Origin of the sequence: Rathayibacter sp. AY1C9 (assembly GCF_002932315.1) — a bacterium.
In the GTDB taxonomy this organism is placed as follows: domain Bacteria; phylum Actinomycetota; class Actinomycetes; order Actinomycetales; family Microbacteriaceae; genus Rathayibacter.
Window position 1 is genome coordinate 51922 of the sequence record NZ_PSVZ01000002.1, and the last position, 24657, is coordinate 76578.

Genomic DNA, 24657 nt, shown 5'->3' on the forward strand with positions numbered 1-24657 from the left:
GCGGCCGCGTCGCCGCCCCCTCGATCCTCTCCTCCGCTCTCGCCGGCTGTCCACCGCCCCCGGCCGGCGCCGAGGCGACTACCGCTTCGGCCCCGCGCCGATCGCCCAGACCCGCGGCGGCACGGTGCCGTTGACCGCGTGGTCGCCGACGATCCGCGCCTTGAACACCCACGGATTGTGGCTCGCGGCCGTGCGCGCATTGCGCCAGTGCCGGTCGAGGTTCTTGCGGGTGCTCACCCCGGAGGCGCCCAGCGCGTCGAAGAGGTCGGAGGTCGCCCGGGTGGCCAGCTGTGTCAGGACGATCTGGGCCTGCGCCGTCTCGAGCTCGGCGAGGTCGTTCTGCCGCTCGTCCTCGAGCGGGTCGCCGTCGACGGCCGCGTCGTGCGCCCGCTGCAGCGCGACCGCCGCGCGCTCCACGATCGCCGCTCCCGCGTAGGCGGCGGCCGAGACCTGCCCCACCACCTGCAGGATCTGCGGATCCGCCGCGAACGACTCGGCGTTGCCGTGCGAGAAGATCCGGGTCCGCGCCCGCACTTCGGCCGCGATCTCGCGCTCGGCCCCCGCGATCGAGCCCGCCAGCACGGCCAGCAGCACCGCCTGGTAGAACGCCGTCTGGTAGTGGAACCGGGTCTCGAAGTCGATCACGTCCTCGGCCGCGACCACCGCCTCCGTGAAGGTGCTCGTCCCCGAGCCCGTGGTGCGCTGGCCGAAGCCGTCCCAGTCGTCGGCGTGCTCGACGCCCGCCTGGCGAGCGTCGACGATCGCGATCACCTTCTGCCCGGTGTCGGTGCGCTGGGCGAAGGTGTCGATCCAGTCGGCGAAGACGCTGCCGGTGGAGTAGTACTTCGTGCCGGTCACCGTGAACCGCGTCGGGTCGCCCTCGACCGGAGCGACCTTCGTCTGCACGTCGCCGATCGCGACCGTGCCGACCTCGGTCCAGGCGTTGCCGCCGAGCTCGCCGTCGGCGAAGCGCCGGAGCCAGCGCTCGCGGGTCCCGTCGGTCGCGAGCAGCCGGTCCTCGACCAGGGCGAAGTGGCCGCGGAGCGCCTGCGGGAGGTTGGAATCGGCGGCGGCCAGCTCCGTCAGCAGGCGGAACAGCTGGGGGAGGCTCGCGCCGGCCCCGCCGGACTCCAGCGGCACGCGCACCGCGCCGAACCCGGCCTCCGCCAGCGCTCGGATCTGCGCGACCGGCAGCTCGCGCGCGCTCTCCCGCGCCGCCGCCCCCGCCGCGATCTCGGCGAACAGCGGCCGGAACCGCCCCGCCAGCTCCTCGTAGTCCACCTCGGGCACGGCCCGCACGTCGGTCGCGGTCATCGTCGGCTCCTGTTCCGCTGCGCCCACCCCGGGCGGCTCGTGCTCGACGGTAGGGGAGGAGCCCGGTCCGCGGTCCGCCCGTGACGCCCGGTGTCCCTCCGTGACCTCCGGTGTCCCTCCGTGACCTCCGGTGTCCCTCCGTGACGCCCGGATCGGGGAATGCCTCGCCCCCGGGGCTGTTGGCCCAGGGGATGTCCTCCACCACTCCCGTCCCCCCGTCCGACCCCCGCAGCGCCCTCGTCGTCGGTGCGACGGGCATCGGCGGCTCCGCCCTCGTCGACCTGCTCACCGAGCAGGGGTGGCCGGTGACCGCCCTCTCGCGCCGCCCGATCGACGCGCTCCCCGGCGTCACTCCGCTCGCCGCCGACCTGCGCTCCGCCGAGGACCTGGCCCGCGTTCTCGCCGACCAGCGCCCCACGCACGTCTTCTTCACCGCCTGGTCGCGCCAGGCGACGGAGGAGGAGAACATCGCGGTCAACGGCGGCATGGTCCGCGACCTCCTCGCCGCGCTCGCGCACGCTCCCGTCGAGCACGTCGCGCTGGTGACCGGCCTCAAGCACTACCTCGGCCCGTTCGAGGCGTACGGGCAGGGCGCGATGCCCGACACCCCGTTCCACGAGGAGGAGGAGCGCCTCGACGCCCCGAACTTCTACTACGCGCAGGAGGACGAGCTCTTCGCCGCGGCCGGGCGCGCCGGGTTCACCTGGTCGGTGCACCGTTCGCACACGGTCATCGGGCACGCCGTCGGCAACGCGATGAACATGGGGCTGACCCTCGCGGTCGCGGCGTCGATCCACCGTGCCGAGGGCACCCCGTTCGTGTTCCCCGGCTCGCTCACGCAGTGGAACGGACTCACCGACATGACCGACGCGACGATCCTCGCCGAGCAGATGCTCTGGGCGTCGACGTCGGAGGCGGGCCGTGACCAGGCCTTCAACGTGGTCAACGGCGACGTCTTCCGCTGGCGCTGGATGTGGACCCGGATCGCGGAGCACTTCGGCGTCGAGCCGGTCGGCCCGCGGGAGGAGCCGCAGCCGCTCGAGCAGCAGATGGCCGATGCCGAGCCCGTCTGGCGGCGTCTCGTCGACGAGCACGGGCTGATCGAGCCCGACCTCTCCCGCGTCGCCTCCTGGTGGCACACGGACGCCGACCTCGGCCGGAACCTCGAGGTCGTCACCGACATCGGCAAGTCCCGCCTCGCCGGCTTCACGGCGTTCCACCGGACGGTCGACTCGTTCACGGCGCTCTTCGACCGCTACCGCGCGGAGCGCCTGATCCCCTAGCGGTTCGCTGCGACGCCCCTCGCGATGAGCACGTCCGGCGAGAGCTGGTGGCGCACGAAGCGGAGGGTGAAGCTGCGGCGGTCTCCTCCGGAGACCCGCTCGGCGAGGACGCGGATGCCGAGGACGGCGACGACGCGCCACTGCTCGGTCTCGTGGGCGACGACGGCGCAGAAGAGGTCGCCCGGGCGCACCTCGTCGACGGTGGTGGTGAGGCTGTTCGTTCCGTGGGTCATCTGGCCGCTCCTGGTTCCGGCGGACCTCGCGGACGGCGCTTCGGGTGCGCCGCGCAGCCGTCCGCCGGTCGCTCGAGAGGGGGGCCCGAGCGGCCGGCGGCCGGTCATGCGTGCGACAGCAGGGACGAGCCCGCCGGAACGACCCCGTGCCGCAGGAGCAGTGTAGGACTGCGACCCTGACCGTGGCGCGGAATGTCAACCACTTGCGAGCGCGCTCCCGGGGTTCTCAGGCCCGGAGACGATGGAACCCGCCTCCCGGGCGGGAAGGCGGGTCGTGTCGGTGTGCGGCGGCGGAGCCTGATCGGGAGCGGCTCCGGCGCGGAGGGTCAGGCGGCGGGCTCGGCGCGGCGCAGCGGGACGGCGGCGTTGCTCGTCGGCTCGGGCACGATGCGGAGGCCGGCGCCGCTGTTGGCGCGCTCCATGAGGGCCTCGACCCACTCCGGGTTGATCGTGGGCTGGCGGCTGCCCTTGAACTCGAACTGGATCGGGATGGTCGGGTGCATCCACACGCCGCGGCGGCCGGTGCCGGCCTGGGGGCTCGCGTCGAGGGTGAGCAGGAAGCGCTCGTCGCGGCGGAACTTGTTGATGATGACGATCTGGAGATGGGCGAGGGCGCGGTCCTCGACCTCGATGGCGGCGGGGGGAGTGCCGTACAGGATGTTGCCCATGGTGTGCTCCGATCTGACGTGCGAGTGGCTGACGTCCGTCACTCTATATCGCTAGAAAGACTTCCTACTAGTTGAGCTAGCTACTTACGTCGCGGAGTGCGTTTTCTGTCCATCGCCGCCGGACGACTCGATTCTCCGACGGATCCGGGGCGCGGCAGAAGACCCTCGGAGTGAACTCCTGGGGACGCGCGGCCACGGCCGCGGGGACGCCGGTCAGGCGCGGCGCTGCTCCAGCACGCCGTCGGCGTACTCGCCGATCGGCTCGCCCGCGAGCTCCTGGGCGGCGTCGACCGTCTCGGAGTCGGCCGGGCGCTCGACGATGTCGCGCATCGTCTGCAGGAAGCGGATGACGGTCCCGGCCTCGGAGGGGTTGAGCGTCTCGGCCGCCTCGAGCATGCGGCGGTGCATCTCGTCGAGCGTCTCGCGCACCTCGCGGTGGGAGGTGGGGGTGGCGACGATGCGGATGGCCCGGCGGTCGCTCGGGTGCGGCTCCCTGACCACGTGCCCGCTCTTGACCAGCCGGTCGATCAGCACGGTCGTGGAGGCGGAGGAGATGCCGAGGTAGGAGGCCAGGTCCTTCGGGCTGACGTGCACGCCCTTCTGCTGGCGGCGCATGAGGAACTGCACGGCCAGCAGGTCGTTCTCGCCCATGCCCATGGATCCGCGGGTCCGTCGGCGCATCGCGGCCTCCGCCGTGCGGAAGGCGCGCATCGCGGCGAGGACCTCCACCGCTCCGGGCTCGGTCGCCTCACCCGAGAACCAGAAGGCCCCGGGTCGCTTCAGCGTGACCTCATCCATGCCGAACAGTCTAGACAGTCTCGTAGCAAGAACATCTAGACAAGCCAACCTCCCCCGAGGTGCTTGCCTGGAAGGGCGGCGACCACTACGAAGGGACTACTAGTTAGACGAGCTAGTGACTCATTCGCGAAGGGAGCTGCCCGTGCTGGACGAACTCGACCGCCTGCAGCCGCTCCTGGCCGACGTCGTGGATCCGCTGGTCGGCTCCACCCTGGCCGGTCGCTACCTCGTGCTCGAGCGGGTGGGGGAGGGCGGCAGCGCCGTCGTCTACCGCGCCCGCGACCTCCGCCTCGCCCGCCAGGTCGCGGTCAAGGTCCACCGCGACGTCCCGGACACCCCCAACGAGCGGGCGCGTCGCGAGCGCGAGATCCGCTTCCTGATCGACTCGCGTCACGCCTCCGTGGTGGACGTCCTCGACCAGGGCGAGATCCCCGGCGAGGAGGGCGACCTCGCGTTCCTCGTCCTCGAGTACTTCGACCGCAGCGACCCGGCGGCCGACTGGTTCGGCTCCGGCGATGAGCGGCTCGTCGCGGAGGTCGGCGCTCAGGTGGCCGATGCTCTCGCGCACCTGCACGCGCAGGGCGTCCTCCACCGCGACGTGAAGCCAGAGAACGTCCTCGTCCGCTCGCGCGCCACCGCATCCGGCTTCTCCGCGCACGAGGCCAAGCTCAGCGACTTCGGGATCGCCCGCTCGGTCGACGACGCCCGGCTCACCCGCTCCGACGTGCTGGTGGGCACCGCCGCGTACCTCAGCCCCGAGAGCCTCGGCTCCGGCCCGGTCGGACCGGCGTCCGACGTCTACTCGCTCGGGCTGGTCCTGCTCGAGGCCGTCTCGGGCCGCAGGGCCTACACCGGCACGACGCTCGAGATCTCGATCCAGCGCCTCCACCACGCGCCCGTCGTCCCGGAGACGGTCCCGGCGGAGTGGCGCGAGCTGCTGACCGCGATGACCGCTCTCGATCCGGCCGACCGCCCCTCCGCCGAGGAGGTGGCACGCCGGCTCTGGGCGCGCCTGGCCGGCGGCCCCGCCGCAGCCCCCTCCCGCAGCGGAGTCACGGGCACGGTCGCCCTCGTCGCCGCGGGCCTGGTCGGCGCGGTGACGGCCCTCTCGCTCACCGGCTGGCTGGGCTGAGCGCCCCGAGCGGTCCTCGTCCGCTCAGGTTCCTCGCGAGCGTGCTCCCGTAGGCTCCGGGCGACCCTCGACCGACCCCGAGCCGCGTCGCCGCGGACCGAACGGAGCCGATCCCATGAGCCCGCGCCGCCTCTTCCGCCTGCTGTCGATCGTCGAGGCGGTGACCTGGACTCTCCTGATCGTCGGGATGCTGCTGAAGTACGCGGCCGGAGCCGGCGACTGGCCGGTGAGCGTCGCCGGGCCGATCCACGGGTTCGCGTTCCTCGCCTACGGAGCCGCGGCCCTGGTGCTCGCGGTCAACCAGCGGTGGTCGGCGGGCGCGACGGCGCTCGCGGTCGTCAGCGCGGTCGTGCCCTACGCGACGGTCCCGCTGGAGCGCGGCTTCGAGCGCCGCGGCCTGCTGGAGGGCCCGTGGCGGACGCACGCGACGGACGACCCGCGCGACCGGCGCGTGACGAGCCGGCTCCTCCGCTGGGCGCTCGCGCGGCCCGTGCTCGCCGGGGCGCTGGTCCTGGCTCTGGTCGCCGTGGTCTTCGCGGCGCTGCTGGTGGTCGGCCCGCCCGGGGGCGGCGAGGCCTGATCCCGCGCGCGGCGTGCCTCAGACGGGGCGCGTCTCCGCGTCGATGAGGATCTCGGCGGCGCGACGCGCGTGCAGGGCGGCCTCCGGGGTTCCGGCGATGGCCGCGGTGGTCTGGGCGCCCTCGGCGAGGATCGCGAGCTGCGCGGCGAGCTCGGCGCCGCCACCCGCCTCCTCAGCGAGGGTCGCGAGGAAGCGCTGGAACGTCTCCTTGTGGTCGCGCGCCATCTCGGCGACCATCGGGTTCGACGAGCCGAGCTCCCCGAAGGCGTTGATGAAGCCGCAGCCGCGGAACGAGTCCTCGGAGAACCAGTCGAAGAGGAAGTCGTAGATCGCGAGCAGCTTGCCGCGAGGTCCGTCCGCCGCGGCGACCCGGGTGGTCACGCCGAGGGTCCACTGCTCGTGCCGGCCGTGCAGGACGGCGACCACCACCGACTCCTTGCTCGGGAACTCCGAGTAGAGGCGCTTCAACGAGACGCCCGCGGCCGTGCGGAGCTCGTCCATCCCCACGGACTGGATGCCGCGCTCGTAGTAGAGCCGGTCGGCGGCCGCGAGGATCGCCTCGCGGGGAGGGCGCTCGTCGAGGATCGGGGACATCCCTCCATGGTAGGCGGTACCAGAACGGGCGTTCTCGGTCGGCTGCCGCGCTCTCCGCAGGGGGTCCGGGGGTCGGACGCTGCTGCTAGCGTCGCGCTCGGGTGCGCGGGCGCCCGGGAACGGGAGGCGGACGCATGGTCGTCGCGATGCAGGCCGAGGGATTCGACGGGCCGGAGGCGCTGCGCGCCGTCGAGGTCGATCCGGGGGAGCCGGCGCCCGGCAGGGTGCGGATCGCGGTGCGCGCAGCGGGCGTGAACCCGGCCGACGCGAAGCTCCTGCGCGGGATGTTCGGGCGCGGACGGGTGCCGGTCCGGCCGGGCAGCGAGGTCTCCGGAGTCGTGACCGCGGTCGGCGAGGGGGCCGAGGGGCCGCTCGGCCCGATCCGGGTGGGCGACGAGGTCGTGGCGTTCCGGGTCTCCGGCGGCTACTCCGCCGAGCTGGTCGCGCCCGCGAGCGCGGTCCTGCCCAAGCCCGCCGGGCTCGGCTGGGCGGCGGCCGCGGGCCTGCTGCTGGCCGGGACGACCGCCGAGCACCTCGTCGAGGCCACCCGCGTCTCCTCCGGGGACACCGTCCTGGTGCACGGGGCGAGCGGGGCCGTCGGCTCGCTCGCGGTGCAGCTCGCGGTCGCCCGCGGAGCACGGGTGCTGGGCACCACGAGCGAGCGCGGCGAGGAGGTCGTCCGCCGCTTCGGCGCGGAGCCGGTCCGCTACGGCGCCGGGCTGGAGGAGCGCGTGCGCGCCCTGGCCCCCGGCGGCGTCGACGTCGCGCTGGACACGGCGGGCACCGACGAGGCGCTGGACGCCTCGGTGGCTCTCGTCGCCGACCGCTCGCGCATCGCCACTGTGGCCGGCTTCGAGCACGCCGCCCGCCTCGGCGGGATCCTGATGCTCGGCGGCGGACCGGGAGCCGATCCCGGCACCGCGCTCCGCGACGCCGCCCGGCCGGGCCTGCTCGACCGCGCCGGTCGCGGGGAGCTCGAGGTCGTGCTCGGGCCCTCCTTCCCGCTGACCGAGGCGGCCGCCGCGCTCGCCCTCGTCGAGTCGGGCCGCGCGCGCGGCAAGACGGTCCTGCTCCCCTGAACGAGACGTCCTCCCTCGACCTGCCGGCCCTCGGGCCCTTCGACTCCGCCGGCGCCGCGAGCCTCCTCCGCAACCACGCCCTCCCCGGAGTGGAGCGGGTCTCGGCCGACGGCCGGCGCCTGGAGCGCCTGCTCACCCTCGACGGGGCGCCGCGGCCGATCGTGCTCGAGGTGACGGAGACCGGGCTGCGGGTGGAGGCGGAGCCGGACGTGCTGACGCCGGCGGCCGCGGTCGTCCGTGCCTGGTTCGACCTCGACTCCGACGTGGTGGCGATCGGCGCCGAGCTCTCGCGGGACCCGCTGCTCGCCCGCTCCATCGCGGCCCGACCGGGGCTGCGCGCGACGCAGTACCCGGAGGCGTTCGAGGCGGCGGTGATGGCGGTCCTCGGCCAGCAGGTGTCCGTCGCCGCGGCCCGGACCTTCGGCGGACGGACCGCCGCGGCCTTCGGCGCCCCGGGGGAGCGCGGTCTGCTGGCGTTCCCGGCACCCGCCGCCCTGCTCGCGCCGGAGTTCGAGGCGCTGCGCTCGGCGATCGGGATCACCAACGCCCGGGCGCGGACGGTCCGGGCCGTCGCCGAGGCCTTCGCCGCCGGACCCGTGCTCGACCGCGCGGGCGACCTGCCGGAGCAGCGGCGCGCGCTCCTCGCGATCCCGGGCATCGGGCCGTGGACGGCCGACTACCTCGCGCTCCGGTTCCTCGGCGATCCGGACGCCTTCCCCGCCGGCGACCTGGTGCTGCGGAAGGCGCTCGGCCGGGTGAGCACGGCGGAGGCGGAGGCGGCGTCGCAGGCGTGGCGGCCGCACCGGGCGCACGCGGCGTTCCACCTGTGGGCGAGCACCGGAGCGGTCTGAGCGGGTGGACGACCCGAGTCGAGAGCCGCGCCCGGACCGGCGGCCGGGACCGGCCGCCGACGGATCAGGTCAGGTACTCGACGTCGTCGTACAGGATCGGCGCGTCCTCGGCGTCCGGATCCTCGACCGGGACGTCCTCGTGCTCGAGGATGACCGCGACGCCCGGGGAGACCAGCACGCAGACCTCGCGCTCGCCGGCGACCGTGAAGCTCACCATGTCGCCGCGGTTGCGCACGGCCTCGACCAGGCGCTTCTCGAGCTCCTCGGTGTCGAGGGAGACGGCGAGGAGGAAGCGACGGCCGTCGATGCTGAGCGTGGTGCGACGCATCGTCGCCTCGGGCTCGGGAGGCGTGCCGCGTCCGCCGCGGCCCGGCGTGACCGCCTTGACCCGCAGCGACGAGGCGTGCATCCGGATGACGGCGTTCACGAGCCCGCCTCCGGGCGCGACTCGTGGTGGCGGCGGCCGCCGGAGCGGCGGTCCTCCTTCATCTCGGACTCGAAGAGGTGGCGGCGTCCGCCGGCGAGCTCGTCGCGCGCGGCGCGCTCCTGCTCCCGGAACGCGGCGTAGTAGGTGTCGTCGTAGTCCTCGACGATCTGGAAGGTCCAGCGCCCCTCGATGACGTTGCGGCCGACGAGCTCGGCCTCGATCCGCTCGGCGGTCGCGGCGTGGCCGGCCTCGCGCAGCGCGTCGACGGCCTCGCCCAGAGCGAGGTCGGCTGCGCCGGTGAGCCGGTGGAAGCCGTAGAGCAGACCGCGGGCGTGCTCGACCGTCTCGAGCGCCTCCGAGAGCTTCCCGAGCGCCGCCACGGTGGCGTCGTCGAGACCCTCCGGGCGCAGGTGCGCGGAGTCGGGGTGGTCGTGTGAGCTGCTCATCCAGGTGAGCTTAGGCCGACCTAAATGCTCTGTGACCCCCTTGCGCCGCCGCCGGGAATGGTTCGTGCCCGGAGCGGCAGGGCGGTCAGGTGCACGTAGCGGAGCACTCCGTCGTCGGCGACGGCGGTCAGGAAGGTGCAGGCCGGCTGGCGCCTCCGATCCGTCGGGGAGCCCGGATTGAGCAGGCGGAGACCCGCCGGGGAGACGGTGTCCCAGGGGATGTGGCTGTGCCCGAAGACGAGCACGTCGGCACCCGGATGGGCGGCGTCGGCGCGGGTCTCGCGGCCGGTCGCCGCTCCGGTCTCGTGCACCACGCGGACGTCGAGGCCGGCGACGCGGGCGCGCGCGACCTCGGGCAGGCGGGCGCGCAGCGGCTCCGGATCGTTGTTGCCCCACACGGCCAGCAGGAGCGCCGCCCGCTCCTCCAGCGCGTCCAGTGTCGCCTCGTCGACCCAGTCGCCCGCGTGCACGACCAGGTCGGCCTCGTCGACCGCGCGCCACACCTCGTCCGGGAGGGCCTTCGCCCGCTTCGGGAGGTGCGTGTCGGCGAGCAGGAGGAGGCGGACCGGACCGTCGACCTCGGGTGGAGAGCCGTCGGGGCCGGGCTGGAGCAGGGGCATCAGCGGGCGGGGCCGGGCGTCGGCTCCACTCCGCCGTCGGCACCGGGCCCGTTCGCGGTCCCGGAGCTGCGGAGGCGGGCGTCGAGCGCCTCGAGGTCGGCGGCGAACCAGAGGTGGTCGCCGCGGTTCGACTCGACGACGAAGGCCTGCAGCGCGCTCGACTCCGCCACCGGTCCGCTGACGTCGCCGAGGATCACCAGCCGCTTGCCGTACGAGACGAACTTCTGCACGAACTCGCCGGCGATGCCGGAGCGCAGGCGGAGGAACTCGGGGTCGAGCCGGCCGACGGGCACCACGATCGTCTCGACATCGCCGCCGTAGGTCTCGCCGATGAGCGCGATCGCGTCGTCCGGGGTCGAGAGCGCGCCTCCGTCGTCGTCGACGAGCAGGAGGGGGACGCCCTGGCGGGTCTCGGTTCTCATCGGGCCAGCCAATCACGTCGGCCGGGGAGAGGCGAGCAGTGCCGTCCGGGCCTCCGCTCGGGGCGTCCCCTCCTGCGCCGGTCGTGCTTGCGGGGACACGCCGATCAGGCGTCCGGACGGGCTGCCCGCACCGCCGCTACGAGCCCGGCAGCTCGACGCGGCGCTTGAAGCCCACGTGCGAGTCGACGAAGCCCAGGCGCAGGTAGAAGCGGTGGGCGTCGGTGCGGGCGGCGTCCGAGGTCAGCTGGACGAGCGGCGTGCGGAGCTCGATCGCAGCGACGTCCAGCACCCAGCGCATCAGGGCCGTGCCGATCCCCGCCGACCGCTCGGCGCTCGCCACCCGGACCGCTTCGACGAGCAGGCGGGAGCTGCCGCGGCGCGCCATCCCGGGGATCACGGTCAGCTGCAGCGTGCCCACCACGGCTCCGGTGCGGTCGATCGCGACCACGAGATCGTTGCCCGGGTCCTGCGCGATGCTCCGGAAGGCGGCCTCGTAGGCGGCCTCGTCCTCCTCGGCGGCGACGTCTCCGCGCCCGGCGCTGATCGGGTCGTCGGAGAGGAGCCGGACGAGCGCGGGGAGGTCGTCGAGCACCGCGCGGCGGAGGAGGAGGCTCCTCTCCCCGGGGCCGGCGTCGCAGGGGAGGGTCAGGTCGGCGATCATGCCCTCATCCTCCCTCTGCTCCACGGCGGGAGCGGTCGTCGGAGGCGGGCAGGAAGCGGCTGAGAGCGACAGGGGGATCCTGGTGCCCGGTCCGCACGTCCACGCGCCGCGTCCCGCAGCCGACGCAGCGGACGTACACGACGACGCCCTCGCTGGTCCGGTGGGCCGACTCGGTCGTCCAGCCGTGCTCGTGCGGATCGACGGCGGGAGCGAGCGGCTCGGAGGGGTGCGGGGAGGGGGCGGAGGTGCGCATGGGAGCCACTGTGCTGTCATGGTCTTATGCAGCTCAACCCTTACGGCGAGTACGCGGTCCTGCTCGCCGCCTCCCTCGCGAACGACTGACCGTCCGACCGCGAGGGCATCGAGGAGCGCACGCGCGAGTTCGGCATGACGATGGCCTTCGAGTCCGGCCCGGACGACCACGCCCGGACACGCGACGTGATCGACGAGTGGCTGGAAGTGGTCGACGCGCCGACTCCGAGCGACCGGGCGACGTCGCTGAACCGCCAGATGGCCGCGATCGCCGCGTATCCGCGCCTGACCGACCACGACGACGAGGGCTGGCACCTGCACTACCGCGACCGGGACCAGTCCCTGGCGCACGTCCTCCACGCCGTCATCGCGGTGGGCACGGCGCTGCACCTGACGACCCGGGGGATGAGCCGCCTCCTGCGGTGCGAGGCCGGTCGGGCGCCGGGCGACCACTGCAGGAACGTCGTCGTCGACGTGACGCGGAACGGCCGGCAGCGGTACTGCTCCGTCCGCTGCGCGAACCGGGCCGCGGTCCGGCGGCACCGCCTGCGGCACGCGGAGTGAGTCCGCGCGGCCCCGTCACTCCGCCTCGTCGCCGCCCGGCTTCATCCAGAACGGGGAGTAGTGGTAGCCGTCGAGGTCGTCGAACTGGCGCTGGTACATGAAGGGGTAGTCGTCGGTGTCGCCGATCCGGCCGCCCGCGGCGGCGGCCCGCTCGACGAGCTCGTCGACGGCCGCGCGGCTGTCGAGGTCGAACGAGACGGTCACCTTCGAGGGGGTGCCGGGGGCGCCGATCAGCTCCTCGGTGGCGCCGACGCTCTCGTACATCGCGCGGCTCGCGAGCATGACGGACGTGCCGGGACCGATCGCGAAGCAGGAGACGTCCTCGCGGGACATCTCGGCGTTCAGGGTCCAGCCGAGCGCGGTGTAGAAGGCGGTGGCGCGCTCGACGTCGTCGACCGGGCAGGTGATGAAGAGGCTCATGCGCTCACCCTCGCCACCTGCGGGCGGGCCGTCAAGAGCTCCGCGAGGGAACTCCGGACGGCCCGCCGGGACTCAGCGGAACGACCGCAGCCGCAGGCTGTTCAGCACGACGAAGACGCTCGAGAACGCCATCGCGGCGCCGGCCACGAGCGGCCCCAGGAGTCCGGCCATCGCGAGCGGGATCGCGGCCACGTTGTAGGCGAAGGCCCAGAAGAGGTTGCCCCGGATGACCGCGAGGGTGCGGCGCCCGAGGCGCAGGGCGTCGGGCACTCGGCCGAGGTCGTCGCCGACGAGGGTGATGTCGCTCGCCTCGATCGCCGCGTCCGATCCGGCGCCCATCGCGATCCCCACGTCCGCGGCGGCCAGCGCGGCGGCGTCGTTCACACCGTCGCCGACGAAGGCGACGTGGCGGCCCTCCGCACGGAGGCGCTCGATCACGGCGAGCTTCTCCTCCGGCAGCACCTCGGCGACGACCTCGTCGATGCCGACGGCCGAGGCGACGGCCTGCGCCGCCCGCGGGTTGTCGCCGGTCAGCACCATCACCCGCAGGCCCCGCTCGCGCAGGGCGCGGACGGTGCGGGACGCCTCCGGCCTCGGCTCGTCGCGGAGGACCGCGAAGCCGCGCAGCGCCCCCTCCCAGCCGACGCCGACGACGGTGCCGCCCTCGGCGGTCGCTCGCTCGGCGCGCTCGGCGAGACCGCCCGGCGCGAAGCCCCACTGCTCCTCCAGCCAGCGCAGCCGGCCGGCGACGACCAGGCGGCCCTCGACCCGGGCGCGCACGCCGAACCCGGTGCTGGAGCGGAATCCGGTCGCCTCGGGGACGTCGAGGTGCGCGGCCCCGGCCACGATCGCTGCGGCGAGCGGATGCTCCGACCCGCGCTCGACGGCGGCGAGCAACCGCAGGCTCTCGTCGTCGCTGGACTCGACGACCTGGAACGCGCCCGTGGTGAGCGTGCCGGTCTTGTCGAGCACGACCGTGTCGATCCGGCGCCCGGCCTCGAGCACCTCCGGCCCGCGGAGGAGGATCCCGAGCTGGGAGCCGCGGCCGGTGCCGACGAGGACGGCGGTCGGGGTGGCCAGGCCCAGCGCGCACGGGCACGCGACGACGAGGACGGCGACGGCGGGAGAGACGGCGGCGGCGAGGTCGGCGCCGGCGATCAGCCAGCCGGCGAGGGTGGCCAGGGCGAGCACCACCACGACCGGCACGAAGACGGAGGAGACGCGGTCGGCGAGCCGCTGGATGCGCGCCTTGCCGGCCTGCGCGTCCGAGACGAGGCGGCCCATCCGCGCGAGCGTGGTCTCGGAGCCGACGCGGTCGACGCGGACGGTGAGCAGGCCGTGGGCGTTGAGCACTCCGCCGGTCACGGTCGAGCCGGGGCCGACCTCGACCGGCACGCTCTCGCCGGTGAGCATGCTCGCGTCGATCGCGCTCGAGCCCTCGAGCACGGTGCCGTCGGCGGCGACGGTCTCGCCGGGGCGCACGCGGAGGACGTCGCCGACGGCGAGCGAGGACGCGGGCACGCGCTCCTCCTGTCCGTCGGCGGCGACGCGCACGGCGTCCTTCGCGCCGAGGCGGAGGAGCGCCCGGAGCGCCGCACCGGCGTCGCGCTTCGACCGCGCCTCCAGGTAGCGGCCGGCCAGCACGAGGACAGGGACGGCGGCGGCGACCTCGAGGTAGATCTCGTCGTGGCCGGAGCGGCTGCCCAGCAGCTCGAACGGCATGCTCATGCCGAGCCGCCCGGCGTCGCCGAGGAACAGAGCCCAGACCGACCAGGCGAAGGAGGCGCTGACCCCGAGGCTGATCAGGGTGTCCATGGTGGTGGAGCCGTGCCGCAGCGCCCGCCAGGCGTTGCGGTGGAAGGGCAGCGCGCCCCAGATCGCGACCGGTGAGGCGAGGGCGAGGCACAGCCACTGCCAGTTCGCGAACTGCAGCGGCGGGATCATCGAGAGCAGGACCACCGGCACGGCGAGCAGGGCGGAGACGCGGAGCCGGGTGCGCAGGGCGCGCCGCTCCCGGTCGTCGTCGCTCTGCTCCTCCTGCTCCTCCGCGGGAGCCGCCTCGCCGGTGGAGGGGACCGTCGCGCTGTAGCCCGCGGCCTCGACGGCGGCGATCGCGTCGGCGGGAGTCGTGCCGGGCGGGAGGGTCAGCGTCGCGCGCTCGAGGGCGAGGTTGACGGTCGCGTGGACTCCGGGGAGCGCGTCGAGGCGCTTCTCGACCCGCGCGACGCAGGAGGCGCAGGTCATCCCTCCGATGGCGAGCTCGAGCGGGGTGCCGGTGGTCTCGGCCACGTCAGCTCAGGGGAGCGAGGCGGTAGCCCGCGTCGGCGACGGCGGCGGCGATCTCCTCGCGGCCGAGCGGCCGGGAGGAACCGACCGTGACGGTCGAGACCCCGTCGGGGGCGAGGGACACGTCGACCGCCGAGACCTCGGGGTAGGCGGCGAGCTCCTCGGTGACGCTGCGGACGCAGTGCTCGCAGGTCATGCCCGCGACTCCGAAGCTCTGCACGGACGCGGCCGACAGGGAGCCCTGCGCCGGGTCGCCGCCATCGGAGCGGCCAGAGCCGTGGCCGCCGCACGCGCAGGCGCCGCCTCCGCCGCAGCCGCACCCTCCCGTCGATCCGCTCGCGGTCAGGCCGAGGTCGATCCTGGTGCTCATGGGTCCTCCTGTGTGGTGCGTCCGGTCCGATCCGGTCGATCGGCTCGGTGGGCGTCCGGTCGGCACGCCGGTCGCGGCATACCCCCGGGGGGTACTCCATGGTAAGCCCGCCGAGCCCTCTCGGCAAGGCGGGAGGGCGGAGGAGGGATGATCTCAGGGGCGGCTCGGAGCCGCGCGAGGAGGGAGGGGCGCATGGATCCCGCATCGACGCCGCACTGGGGCGAGCCCCCGCCGCGCACGCCGCCGGCGGTCCCGCTGCCCCCGCGCACGCGGTTCGAGCCGACGGCGCTGCTCGCCGCGCCCCTGCCCGCCCCGGCCGCCGTCCGGGCCCGGGTCCGTCAGGCCGCCCCGGAGCGGCAGCGCCGGCTGGCGGCGCTCGCCGCGGTCACCGAGGGGTTCGCCGTCCTGCGCACTCCCGAGCTCGCCCGGGCGCTGCGCCGGATCGCGGCACCCGCCTCCGCCGCTCCGGCCGCCGCCGCCGCGGTGCTGGCCGTCGGCCGCGACGGACTCGAGCTCGCCGCCGAGCGCGCAGACGCCCTGCGCATCGCCGAGTGGGATCGGATCGTCTCGGTGGGCGTCGGCACCTCGCCCTCGGGTGCCCACCGGGTCCGCGCGCTGGTCCTGGCGGTCCTCGCCCCGCCGCCCGCCTCCGCCGTCCTGCGTGCGGCGAGGCGGCGCCCGCGCACCGTCCTCGTGCCCCTGGTCGTCGCCGCCCCGGCCGCCCTCGGCTGGCACGTGGCCGACGACCGCACGTTCCTCCTCGCTCTCGAGCGCCTCCAGCGCGCCCTCGAGGAGCGTGCCCGGTGAAGGCGCGGTTCCGCTTCGCCCTCGCGGCCGTCGCCGTGCTCGGCCTGGGCCTGGCACTGCGGTTCGTGCTCACGGGGCTGCTCGCCGACCTCGCCGGCGGAGTGGCCTACGTCGTGCTGGTGGCGCTGCTGATCGCGGTGCTCCTGCCGCGAATCCCGGGCGTGACGGCTGCCGGGATCGCGTTGGCCTGGTCGATCGCGATGGAGCAGCTGCAGGCGATCGGAGTCGCAGCGCGCCTGGTCGAGCTGTGGGCGCCGCTCCGCCTCGTCGTCGGCACCACCTTCTCCTGGCTCGACATCGCGGCCTACGTCCTCGGCGCGGTCGTCGCCGCGGCCGTGCACCTCGCCGTCGCTCCGCGCGAGCAGTCCGCCTGACGGGAGTCCGCGCCCCCCGTCTTCTGTTCGCCCGTCGGCCGGGCTGCCGCGGGGCGTCCCGGCGTCCGCCGAGGCGCCGGCCTCGCCCACCGGACCGCCGAGGTGTTCGTGCGCTCCCCGAGGCGCCGCCGTCCCCGCGGTGCCTCGCCGGCGGACGCGGTGTCTCGCCGCAGGAGCGACGCCGACCGGAGGAGCGACGCCGACCGCCGGAGCGGCGCGGTCCCTCCGCCCCCGCGCCCCTGATTAGGGTGAAGCCATGAGCGAGCCGGCACTCCCCGAGACGACGGCCCCGCGGGCCTCGGCCCCGCACGACCACCGCCGCGACCGGCGCATCCCCGAGCCCGTCGACCGGTTCGCCACCGGCGAGGAGTACCCCGAGTACCGCGTCGACCTGGAGCGGATCCGCTTCTCGCCCTACTTCGCCCGCCTCTCCGCGGTGACCCAGGTCATCTCGCCCTCGGGCGTCGGCCAGGTCGTGCACAACCGGCTCACGCACTCGATCAAGGTCACCGCGGTCGCCCGCGCGATCGCGATGCAGCTGACCACCACCGATCCCGCCCAGCGCGAGCTGGTCGAGCGGCTCGGCGGCTGCGACCCGGTGGTCGTGCAGGCCGCGGCCAGCGCGCACGACCTCGGCCACCCTCCGTTCGGCCACCTCGGCGAGCAGGCGCTCGACCGCCTCGCGCGCGAGCGGCTGGGGCTCGCGGAGGGCTTCGAGGGCAACGCGCAGTCGTTCCGGATCCTCTCCGAGCTCGACGTCTGCGAGACGGTGGAGGTGGGGCTGAACCTCACCGCCGCCTCCCGAGCCGCCGTGCTCAAGTACCCGTGGGGGCGGACGGTCCACCGCCCCGGCATCGACTCCGCCGACCCGACCGAGCTGCCCCGCGGCTCGACCGCCAGCCGGTGGGAGACCGCTCCGCCGAAGTTCTCGGCGTACACCCTCGACCTCGACGACCTGCTCGACGCCCGCTCCGGCTTCGCCGCGATCGCCCCCTGGCAGCAGACCCTCGAGTGCTCGGTGATGGACGTCGCCGACGACATCGCCTACTCGCTGCACGACCTCGACGACTTCTACCGCGCGGGAGTGCTGCAGCAGGCGGCCGTCGCCGTGGAGTTCCGCGCGTTCCTCCGCGAGCAGAACGCGCTCGCCGCCCTCGACGCCGAGGAGCTGTGGGCGCGCGCCCCCGGGCACTCGCTCGAGATGCTCCGCCGGAGGCTCGTGGCCCGCGACCCGTGGATCGCGAGCGACGAGCACTTCCGCGCCTCCGTGGAGCGGGTGTCGACCGAGCTGGTCGAGGGGCTCCTCGCGCTCCCGTTCGACGGATCGACGCGTACCGAGCGCGCGATCGAGGCCTTCGTCTCCTCCTGGATCGGCCGCCTGCAGCGCTCCGTGGTGGTGCTCGCCGAGCCGAACGTCCGCTCGGGCCACCTCTCCCTCCTCCCCGACGCCTGGCACGACGTGGCCGTGCTGAAGTTCGTGCACACGCGCTTCGTGATCGACCGGCCGGACTTCGCCACCTACCAGCGCGGCCAGTCGCAGGTGCTCGAGACGCTGGTGACCCACCTCGACGCCTGGCTCGAGGATCCGCGCGACGGCTCGCGGGCTCCGCAGAAGCTGCTCGACCTGATCGAGCTCGCGACCGACGGCTACTTCCGCCTGCGCGCCGACCACCCCGACTGGCTCCCGTTGGACGAGCGCGGCCGGCCGACCTCCGACCCGGCCGCGCTGCAGCGGCTCGGCCGGGGGCGCGGTGTGGTCGACTACGTCGCGACCCTGACCGACGAGCAGGCGATGGCGCTCGCCGCCCGCCTCCGCGGCGATCGCGAGCCGTGGGCGATGGGGACCTGACGCCCCGGCGGGTGGGTTGACACCGCGCGTCGCGTGTGGCCTCGGCGGCTCCTCGCCCGTCGTTCCGGGGGAGGAGCCTCCGCCGGGCCGCCGAGGACGCGTTCCGCGACCGCCCAGCGGGCATCCAGGAAGCGCAGCCTGAACGACAGCGTAAAATCACGGAGGCACATGCCAGGATCGACAACTCGACAGGGAGTTCCGTTGGACGGAAACGCAACGACCACGCACCGCAACGTCGCATTGCTGTCCGTCGCGACCACGCTGGCTCCGCGCGTGACCACCTCGGCCGAGATCGAGGCGCGGCTCGCTCCGGCGCTCAAGCGCCTGCGGCTCCCCACCGGGCTCCTCCAGCGCGTCGCCGGAGTGCACGAGCGCCGCAACTGGGGCTCCGAGCAGGGCTTCGACGGAGCGGCGATCGACGCGGGCAAGCGCGCTCTCGCCGAGGCCGGCGTCCGCGCCGACCAGATCGGCCTGATCATCAACACGTCGGTGACCCGCAAGCACCTCGAGCCCTCGGTCGCCGTGCGCCTGCACCACGGGCTCGGCCTGCCCTCGTCGGCCATCAACTTCGACATCGCGAACGCGTGCCTCGGCTTCGTCAACGGCATGACCCTCGCCGCGCAGCTGATCGACTCCGGCCAGATCCGCTACGCGCTCATCATCGACGGCGAGGACGCCGACGAGATCCAGGTCAACACCATCGAGCGCCTGAGCCGCGAGGGCGTCAAGCGCAAGGACTTCATGAGCGAGTTCGCGAGCCTGACCCTCGGCTCCGGCGCCGCCGCGGCCGTCCTCGGCCCGGCCGACGAGCACCCCAAGGGCCACCGCATCCTCGGCGGCATCACCCGCGCGGCCACGCAGTTCAACGAGCTCTGCGTCGGCAGCGTCGACGGCATGTTCACGGACGCGAAGGCGCTGCTCAAGGGCGGCATGGAGCTCGTCCTCTCGGCGTGGAAGGAGGCCACCCGCGACTGGAACTGGAGCGGGATGGACCGCTACATCACGCACCAGGTGTCGGACGTGCACACCGACGCCCTGGTGAAGGCGGTCGGCATCGACCGCAGCCGCGTCCCCACGACCTACCCCACCCTCGGCAACGTCGGCCCGGCGTCGATCCCGATCACCCTGGCCCAGGAGGCCGAGACCCTGCAGCCCGGCAACCGGGTGCTGCTCATCGGAGTGGGCTCGGGCATCAACACCGCGATGCTCGAGATCGCCTGGTGACCGCGCCCCACCCGGCCGAGCGGATCCGCGGAGCGCTCGGCTCCACGGCCGCCGCGCAGCGGCCCCCGGCCGGGCTCGACGGGCTCGATCCCGCGTGGTCGCGCCTCGTCGACGCTCCGGACGCCCAGGGCGTGCCGCGCCGCTGGCACCTGCTCGACACGGGCGAGGCCCTCGGCACGGAGCCCGTCGGCACCGTCCTCTGCGTGCACGGCAATCCCACCTGGTCCTACCTCTGGCGCCGCCTCGCGGCCGCCACGCTCGAGTCGGCCCGCAGCGGAGGCCCCGCCTGGCGGGTGGTCGCTGTCGACCAGCTCGAGATGGGCTTCTCCGAGCGGACCGGCGCCCTGCACACGCTCGCCGACCGCGTGCGCGAGCTCTCCAACCTCACCGACGTGCTCGGCCTCGACGACGTGGTCACCCTCGGCCACGACTGGGGCGGAGTCGTCTCGCTGGGCTGGGCGGTCGACCATCCTGAGCAGCTGCGCGCCACGATGCTCCTGAACACCGCGATCCACCAGAGCGCCGACGAGCCGATCCCGGCCCCGCTCCGGCTCGCGCTCGCCTCGGGTGTGCTCGGCGCCTCGACGGTCGGCACGCCGGCCTTCCTCGAGACGACCCTCGCGCTGGGGCACCCGGCGCTGCCCTCCGCGGTGAAGGAGGGGTACCGCGCGCCCTACCGGTCCGCGTCGCGCCGCGGCGGAGTGGGCGGCTTCGTCGCCGACATCCCGGTCGACTCCGCGCACCCGAGCGACCCGGAGCTGCAGCGCATCGCCGAGGGCGTCAGCGCCCTGACGACGCCGGCCCTGATGCTCTGGGGCCCGCTGGACCCGATCTTCTCCGACCGCTACCTCGACGACCTCGTCGACCGCCTCCCGCACGCGCAGGTCCACCGCTACGAGGGAGCGGGCCACCTGGTGGCCGAGGACGTCGACTACGCGTCCGCCGTCCTCACCTGGCTGGGCGACCTCTCCGACGGCGAGGAGCCGTTCGGCGGCGACCCCGCCCCCGACGTCCGACGCCCGACCGCGCCGGTCGAGCCGCTCTGGGCGCACCTCGACCGCAATGCGCAGGACGACTCGCTCGCCCTGGTCGAGATGGCGCCTCCCGGAGGCGGCGGGCCCCGCTCGGTCTCCTGGCGCCTGCTCTCGCAGCGGGTCCGCGAGCTCGCCGCCGGGCTCCGCGCCTCCGGCGTCTCCCCGGGCGACCGCGTCTCGCTCCTCGTGCCGCCCGGTGCCGACCTGACGGCGCTGCTCTACGCGTGCCTGCGCATCGGAGCCGTCGTGGTCGTCGCCGACGCGGGCCTGGGCCTGCGCGGTCTCACCCGCGCGGTCCGCGGTGCCTGGCCGGATCTGGTGGTCGGCGCCCTGCCCGGCCTCGCCGTCGCGCGGGCCCTCCGCTGGCCCGGCGGCCGGGTCTCGACGCAGACCCTGCCCCGCGCCTCCGCCTCGGCCCTCGGGGTCGACACGTCGCTCGGGCAGCTGATCGAGCTCGGCCGCGCCGAGCTGGCCGCCGACCCGGAGGCGCTGGGCGAGGCGCCCGCCGCCGACGCCGTGGCCGCGATCCTGTTCACCTCCGGCTCGACCGGCCCCGCCAAGGGCGTCGTCTACACGCACCGGCAGCTCGCCGGCGTCCGCGACGCGCTCGCCCGCCAGTACGGGATCGGACCGGGCACCGGCCTCGTCGCGGGCTTCGCGCCGTTCGCCCTGCTCGGTCCCGCGCTGGGCACGCGCTCCGCCACTCCGGACATGGACGTCACCGCGCCCCGGACGCTCACCGCGGCCGCCGTCGCCGCGGCCGCCGCCCGGGTCGACGCGACCGTGCTGTTCCTCTCGCCGGCCGCACTGGCCAACGTCGTGGCCACCGCCGGCGCGCTCGACGCCGACGACCACCGGGCCCTCGCCGGCGTGCGCACCTTCCTCTCGGCCGGCGCCCCCGTCTCGGCGGGACTGCTCGGCGAGGCGCAGGCGCTCATGCCGAACGCCTCCGCCCGCACTCCCTACGGCATGACCGAGGGGCTGCTGCTCACCGACGCGTCGCTGGAGGGCATCCGCGAGGCCGCCGCCGATGACGATCCGCGCGGAGGCGTCTGCGTGGGCGTGCCCGCCGCGGGCGTCCGGCTGCGGATCGCCCCGCTCGACGCCGGCGGCCGCGCCGCGGACGAGCCGGAGGAGATCACCGGCACGACCGGCGAGATCGTCGTCTCGGCCGGTCACGTCGAGGACCACTACGAGCGCCTCTGGCTCACCGACCGCGCCGCCCGCGTCGGCGCCGTCCCGGGCGAGCGCTGGCACCGCACCGGGGACGTCGGGCGGATCGACTCCGCCGGCCGCCTCTGGGTCGAGGGCAGGATGCCGCACGTCGTCGTCACGCCGGACGGCGTCGTCACGCCGGTCGGACCGGAGCAGCGGATCGAGGCGCGCGTCGCCTCGGTCGCCCGCGCCGCGATCGTCGGAGCCGGCCCGCGCGGAGTCGCGCAGCTGGTCGCCGTGGTCGAGCTGCGCTCGGGCGCGCGCCGCGTGGTGCTGGCCGAGGAGGCCCTCGCCGCCGAGGTGCGCGCGGCCGTCGCCCGGCCCGTCGCCGCGGTGCTCGTCGTCCCGGCGCTGCCCACCGACATCCGCCACAACTCCAAGATCGACCGGGCCGCGCTGTCGCGCTGGGCCGAGGGCGTGCTCGCCGGCGGCCGGATGGTGGCGCCGTGAGGGTCCTGGTCACCGGCGCGAGCGGCCTGCTCGGCGGTGCGGTGGCCGCGGGCCTCGTCGCCCAGGGGCACGAGGTCCGCACCTTCCAGCGCCGGCCCTCCGGGGTCGCGGGCGTCGAGGAGGCGCGGGGCTCGCTGACCGATCCGCGCGCGGTCGAGGAGGCGGTCGACGCGGCCGAGGGCGTCGTGCACCTCGCCGCGAAGGTCTCTCTCGCCGGCGATCCTGGCGACTTCGACCGCGTGAACATCGACGGCACCCGGCGTCTGCTCGCCGCCGCCGCCCGCGCCGGCGTGAGCCGCTTCGTCCAGATCTCGTCGCCCTCCGTCGCCCACTCCGGCTCCTCGATCACCGGCGACGACGCCGAGCCCGCCGATCCGGACCGGGCCCGCGGCGACTACGCGCGCACCAAGGCCCGCGCCGAGCTGCTGGCCCTCGCTGCCGACGCCCCCGGCTTCGCGGTGGTCGCCGTGCGTCCGCACCTGGTCTGGGGTCCGGGCGACACCCAGCTCGTCGCCCGCATCGTCGAGCGGGCGCGCGCCGGCCGGCTGCCGCTCCTCGGGCACGGCCAGGCGCTGATCGACTCCACCTACATCGACAACGCCGCCTCGGCGATCGTCGCCGCTCTCGGGCGGGCGGAGGAGGTGCACGGCCGCTCCTACGTCGTCACCAACGGCGAGCCGCGCCCCGTCGCCGAGCTGCTCGCCGGGATCTGCCGCGCCTCGGGCGTCGAGCCGCCGCGCTGGTCCGTCCCCGCCTCCGTCGCCCGCGTCGCGGGCTCGCTCGTCGAGCGCGTGTGGGCCGTGCGGCCCGGCGCCGATGAGCCGCCGATGACCCGCTTCCTCGCCGAGCAGCTCTCGACCGCGCACTGGTTCGACCAGCGCCGCACGCGCGCCGATCTGCAGTGGAGCCCGTCGGTCACCCTCGACGAGGGTCTGGCGCGCCTGTCCACCGCCCGCTGAGGCGGCGGCTCCGGAGACGACGGAACGGACGGGACCCCGTCGCCGAGGCGAGGGGGTCCCGTCCGTCCGGGGCTCCCGCGACGGATCGCGGGAGGGGAGCCGAGGTCAGTCGGCGAGGATGAGGTACAGCGCGCGACGGGTCTCGTCGAGCTTGGCGGAGGCGGCGGCGCGCTGCGCCTCGGTCGCTCCGCGGAACTGCTGCACGACGCCCATCAGCTTGCCGACGTTCTCCATGAAGGCGCGATCGGCGTCGCTCGCGCCGGGGGTGGCCTCCCAGGCCGCGTCGAGCTCGCCGGCGTGCTCGCGCACGTAGGTGCCGCCCGCGTCCGTGAGCTGGTACTCGGTGCCGCGGCCCTCGCCGACGGCCGTGATGAGGCCCTCGTCGACGAGCTGCTGGAGGGTGGGGTAGACGGAGCCGGGGCTGGGACGCCACGATCCGTTCGTCTTCTCGGCGATGGCCTTGATCAGGCCGTAGCCGTTCGAGGACTTCTCGGAGAGGAGGGAGAGGAGGGCCGCGCGGACGTCACCGCGTCGGGCGCGTCCTCCGCCGCGGCCGAAGGGGCCGCCGAAGCCGGGGCCGAAGCCCGGGCCGAAGCCGAAGCCGGGCCCGAAGCCGCGGCCGTGACCGCCGGGTCCGCGGCGCTGTCCGCGGCCGGGGTGCTCGTGGCGGGAGGAGTGGTCGCCGTCGCAGGAGTCGCGGCGGTCGTCGGAGAAAAAGGTCCTGGAGTTCATGGGTGTGCTGCTCTCTGTCGTGAGGGGATCCCTTTCGATCGGATCCGGTCGCCCGTCGGGAGCGGCTGCTCCCGATCTGTCGGCGATGCAGTAACGATATATCGGTGACGGATCGGATGTCAACACCTGAACTGCCCGTAGCCTGGGAGCTCCCCGTCGATCGAGAGGTCCCGCATGCCGCGTCCCGACTCCGAGCTCGAGGCGTACCTCGACTCCTCCCTCCTCGCCGGGGACGTCCTCACCGGCCGCGCGAGCAACCTCGGCAACCTCCGCCGGCTCGCCGCCCGCGAGCCCGCGCACCTCTACGGGGTGGACGTGGCCGAGCACTGGACGCTCGAGAGCCTGCTCGCCCTGATGGGGGAGCGCGTGGGGATCAGCACCGACCCCTCCTTCGAGAGCGGGCAGGACCGGATCGACGCCCGCCTGACGGTCGCGGGGCTCGCCCGCTACCGCGAGCGGTTCGCCGCCGCTGTCCGCGAGGGGGCGCTCCTCCTGTTCGCCACCGCGCACCCCGCGACCCTGATGGACGTCTACCGCCGCTTCGCTGCTGCCGCGACGGAGCGGGGCGCTCGCGTGATCGACGTGAACGCGCTCCCGTTCGCCGCCCCCGACGGCATCCGCGTGCCTCTCGCGGACGAGCACCAGGCCCTGTGGTGCACCGGCGGGGTCACCTGCGTCTACCGCGGGGGAGGGCTGCAGCACACGCACTCGCCGGAGCCGATGGACGCGCTGCTCGACCGCCTCGACGAGCTCGGCATCCGCCCCGACCTGGTCGTCGCCGACCACGGCTTCGCGGGCGCCGCCGGCCGGCGGGGGCTGCCGGTCATCGCGATCGCCGACTGCAACGACCCGGCGGTGTTCGTCGCCGAGGCGCAGGGCTCGATCGAGGTGGTCGTCCCGATCGACGACGGGCTGGCCGTCCACCTCTACGAGCCGGTGATCGACTTCGTCCTCCGCGCCCTCTCGGAGCCCGCGCGCACCTGACGGCTCGTAGAATCGCCTTCGGCTCGTCG

Annotated in this window: 28 protein-coding genes; 13 read left to right on the forward strand and 15 right to left on the reverse strand. The window is 74.8% G+C overall.

Features of this window, described 5'->3' with window-relative positions:
- Positions 1-78 precede the first annotated feature (78 nt).
- A complete protein-coding gene (locus tag C5D09_RS02685; RefSeq protein ID WP_104268553.1) occupies positions 79-1314 on the reverse strand; it encodes an acyl-CoA dehydrogenase family protein in 1236 nt (411 codons plus the stop codon).
- 191 nt (positions 1315-1505) lie between these two features.
- On the opposite strand from C5D09_RS02685, the gene C5D09_RS02690 reads away from it, so the two are divergent.
- Positions 1506-2597, forward strand: a complete 1092-nt coding sequence (locus tag C5D09_RS02690) for an SDR family oxidoreductase (protein WP_104268554.1) — start codon at positions 1506-1508, stop codon at positions 2595-2597.
- Here C5D09_RS02690 and C5D09_RS02695 read toward each other — a convergent pair.
- From C5D09_RS02695 to C5D09_RS02705, 3 genes are all read right to left on the reverse strand, one after another.
- The gene (locus C5D09_RS02695; protein ID WP_104268555.1) at positions 2594-2830 is read right to left on the reverse strand and encodes a hypothetical protein; all 237 of its coding nucleotides are present in this window, start codon (positions 2828-2830) and stop codon (positions 2594-2596) included. The genes C5D09_RS02690 and C5D09_RS02695 overlap by 4 nt on opposite strands.
- Positions 2831-3156: 326 nt before the next feature.
- The gene (locus tag C5D09_RS02700; protein ID WP_104224199.1) at positions 3157-3498 is read right to left on the reverse strand and encodes an ATP-dependent DNA ligase; all 342 of its coding nucleotides are present in this window, start codon (positions 3496-3498) and stop codon (positions 3157-3159) included.
- Positions 3499-3711: 213 nt separating this feature from the next.
- Positions 3712-4296, reverse strand: coding sequence for a MarR family winged helix-turn-helix transcriptional regulator (locus C5D09_RS02705; RefSeq protein ID WP_104224167.1), 585 nt, complete (start codon positions 4294-4296; stop codon positions 3712-3714).
- 142 nt (positions 4297-4438) lie between these two features.
- Between C5D09_RS02705 and C5D09_RS02710 the strand changes: the two genes are divergently transcribed.
- The gene (locus C5D09_RS02710; RefSeq protein ID WP_181132665.1) at positions 4439-5428 is read left to right on the forward strand and encodes a serine/threonine-protein kinase; all 990 of its coding nucleotides are present in this window, start codon (positions 4439-4441) and stop codon (positions 5426-5428) included.
- A 115-nt stretch (positions 5429-5543) separates the two neighbouring features.
- Positions 5544-6008, forward strand: a complete 465-nt coding sequence (locus C5D09_RS02715; RefSeq protein ID WP_104225947.1) for a DUF3817 domain-containing protein — start codon at positions 5544-5546, stop codon at positions 6006-6008.
- A gap of 18 nt (positions 6009-6026) precedes the next feature.
- On the opposite strand, the gene C5D09_RS02720 is transcribed toward C5D09_RS02715, so the two are convergent.
- The gene (locus tag C5D09_RS02720) at positions 6027-6602 is read right to left on the reverse strand and encodes a TetR/AcrR family transcriptional regulator (RefSeq protein WP_104224170.1); all 576 of its coding nucleotides are present in this window, start codon (positions 6600-6602) and stop codon (positions 6027-6029) included.
- A 134-nt stretch (positions 6603-6736) separates the two neighbouring features.
- On the opposite strand from C5D09_RS02720, the gene C5D09_RS02725 reads away from it, so the two are divergent.
- Both C5D09_RS02725 and C5D09_RS02730 read left to right on the forward strand, forming a co-directional pair.
- The gene (locus tag C5D09_RS02725; RefSeq protein ID WP_258066627.1) at positions 6737-7681 is read left to right on the forward strand and encodes an NADP-dependent oxidoreductase; all 945 of its coding nucleotides are present in this window, start codon (positions 6737-6739) and stop codon (positions 7679-7681) included.
- 20 nt (positions 7682-7701) lie between these two features.
- The gene (locus tag C5D09_RS02730; RefSeq protein ID WP_258065813.1) at positions 7702-8532 is read left to right on the forward strand and encodes a DNA-3-methyladenine glycosylase; all 831 of its coding nucleotides are present in this window, start codon (positions 7702-7704) and stop codon (positions 8530-8532) included.
- A gap of 64 nt (positions 8533-8596) precedes the next feature.
- Here C5D09_RS02730 and C5D09_RS02735 read toward each other — a convergent pair whose 3' ends face one another.
- The 6 genes from C5D09_RS02735 to C5D09_RS02760 form a co-directional block, all read right to left on the reverse strand.
- On the reverse strand, positions 8597-8959 hold the full coding sequence (locus tag C5D09_RS02735) for a hypothetical protein (RefSeq protein ID WP_104224172.1): 363 nt from the start codon (positions 8957-8959) through the stop codon (positions 8597-8599).
- Entirely contained in the window at positions 8956-9405 is a 450-nt protein-coding gene (locus C5D09_RS02740) for a hypothetical protein (protein WP_104224173.1), read from the reverse strand. The genes C5D09_RS02735 and C5D09_RS02740 overlap by 4 nt, the downstream gene beginning before the upstream one ends.
- Positions 9406-9425: 20 nt before the next feature.
- Positions 9426-10025, reverse strand: a complete 600-nt coding sequence (locus C5D09_RS02745) for a metallophosphoesterase (RefSeq protein WP_104268557.1) — start codon at positions 10023-10025, stop codon at positions 9426-9428.
- Complete coding sequence (locus C5D09_RS02750) at positions 10025-10447, reverse strand: DUF4180 domain-containing protein (RefSeq protein WP_104261048.1); 423 nt, start codon at positions 10445-10447, stop codon at positions 10025-10027. Before C5D09_RS02750 ends, C5D09_RS02745 begins: the two co-directional genes overlap by 1 nt.
- 136 nt (positions 10448-10583) lie before the next feature.
- Positions 10584-11108 carry a GNAT family N-acetyltransferase gene (locus C5D09_RS02755; protein ID WP_104268558.1) on the reverse strand — a complete coding sequence of 175 codons (525 nt, stop codon included), beginning with the start codon at positions 11106-11108 and terminating at the stop codon, positions 10584-10586.
- 4 nt (positions 11109-11112) lie between these two features.
- Positions 11113-11361, reverse strand: coding sequence for a hypothetical protein (locus C5D09_RS02760; RefSeq protein ID WP_104268559.1), 249 nt, complete (start codon positions 11359-11361; stop codon positions 11113-11115).
- A gap of 107 nt (positions 11362-11468) precedes the next feature.
- Here C5D09_RS02760 and C5D09_RS02765 point away from each other — a divergent pair, with 107 nt between their 5' ends.
- Positions 11469-11924, forward strand: a complete 456-nt coding sequence (locus C5D09_RS02765; protein ID WP_258066901.1) for a CGNR zinc finger domain-containing protein — start codon at positions 11469-11471, stop codon at positions 11922-11924.
- 15 nt (positions 11925-11939) lie between these two features.
- On the opposite strand, the gene C5D09_RS02770 is transcribed toward C5D09_RS02765, so the two are convergent.
- The 3 genes from C5D09_RS02770 to C5D09_RS17785 all read right to left on the reverse strand — a co-directional run bounded on the left by C5D09_RS02770 (position 11940) and on the right by C5D09_RS17785 (position 15000).
- Positions 11940-12344 carry a VOC family protein gene (locus C5D09_RS02770; RefSeq protein ID WP_104261051.1) on the reverse strand — a complete coding sequence of 135 codons (405 nt, stop codon included), beginning with the start codon at positions 12342-12344 and terminating at the stop codon, positions 11940-11942.
- Positions 12345-12416: 72 nt separating this feature from the next.
- On the reverse strand, positions 12417-14633 hold the full coding sequence (locus C5D09_RS02775; protein ID WP_258066892.1) for a cation-translocating P-type ATPase: 2217 nt from the start codon (positions 14631-14633) through the stop codon (positions 12417-12419).
- A 1-nt stretch (position 14634) separates the two neighbouring features.
- Positions 14635-15000 (reverse strand): heavy-metal-associated domain-containing protein, encoded by a 366-nt coding sequence (locus C5D09_RS17785; protein ID WP_104268560.1) that lies wholly within the window; start codon positions 14998-15000, stop codon positions 14635-14637.
- Positions 15001-15192: 192 nt separating this feature from the next.
- Between C5D09_RS17785 and C5D09_RS17360 the strand changes: the two genes are divergently transcribed.
- The 6 genes from C5D09_RS17360 (at position 15193) to C5D09_RS02805 (ending at position 22912) form a co-directional block, all read left to right on the forward strand.
- The gene (locus C5D09_RS17360) at positions 15193-15807 is read left to right on the forward strand and encodes a hypothetical protein (RefSeq protein ID WP_181135000.1); all 615 of its coding nucleotides are present in this window, start codon (positions 15193-15195) and stop codon (positions 15805-15807) included.
- Positions 15804-16181: a DUF2809 domain-containing protein gene (locus tag C5D09_RS17365; RefSeq protein ID WP_104262387.1), complete on the forward strand. Its 378-nt coding sequence runs from the start codon at positions 15804-15806 to the stop codon at positions 16179-16181. Before C5D09_RS17360 ends, C5D09_RS17365 begins: the two co-directional genes overlap by 4 nt.
- Positions 16182-16437: 256 nt before the next feature.
- Positions 16438-18030, forward strand: a complete 1593-nt coding sequence (locus tag C5D09_RS02790) for a deoxyguanosinetriphosphate triphosphohydrolase family protein (RefSeq protein ID WP_104268561.1) — start codon at positions 16438-16440, stop codon at positions 18028-18030.
- Between the two features lie 168 nt (positions 18031-18198).
- Positions 18199-19254 (forward strand): 3-oxoacyl-ACP synthase III, encoded by a 1056-nt coding sequence (locus C5D09_RS02795; RefSeq protein WP_104224183.1) that lies wholly within the window; start codon positions 18199-18201, stop codon positions 19252-19254.
- Positions 19251-21953: an alpha/beta fold hydrolase gene (locus C5D09_RS02800; protein ID WP_258066893.1), complete on the forward strand. Its 2703-nt coding sequence runs from the start codon at positions 19251-19253 to the stop codon at positions 21951-21953. The genes C5D09_RS02795 and C5D09_RS02800 overlap by 4 nt, the downstream gene beginning before the upstream one ends.
- The gene (locus tag C5D09_RS02805; RefSeq protein WP_104268562.1) at positions 21950-22912 is read left to right on the forward strand and encodes an NAD(P)-dependent oxidoreductase; all 963 of its coding nucleotides are present in this window, start codon (positions 21950-21952) and stop codon (positions 22910-22912) included. The genes C5D09_RS02800 and C5D09_RS02805 overlap by 4 nt, the downstream gene beginning before the upstream one ends.
- A 105-nt stretch (positions 22913-23017) precedes the next feature.
- On the opposite strand, the gene C5D09_RS02810 is transcribed toward C5D09_RS02805, so the two are convergent.
- On the reverse strand, positions 23018-23644 hold the full coding sequence (locus C5D09_RS02810) for a PadR family transcriptional regulator (RefSeq protein ID WP_104268563.1): 627 nt from the start codon (positions 23642-23644) through the stop codon (positions 23018-23020).
- Between the two features lie 174 nt (positions 23645-23818).
- Between C5D09_RS02810 and C5D09_RS02815 the strand changes: the two genes are divergently transcribed.
- A complete protein-coding gene (locus C5D09_RS02815; protein ID WP_104268564.1) occupies positions 23819-24628 on the forward strand; it encodes a phosphatase in 810 nt (269 codons plus the stop codon).
- Positions 24629-24657: the final 29 nt, after the last annotated feature.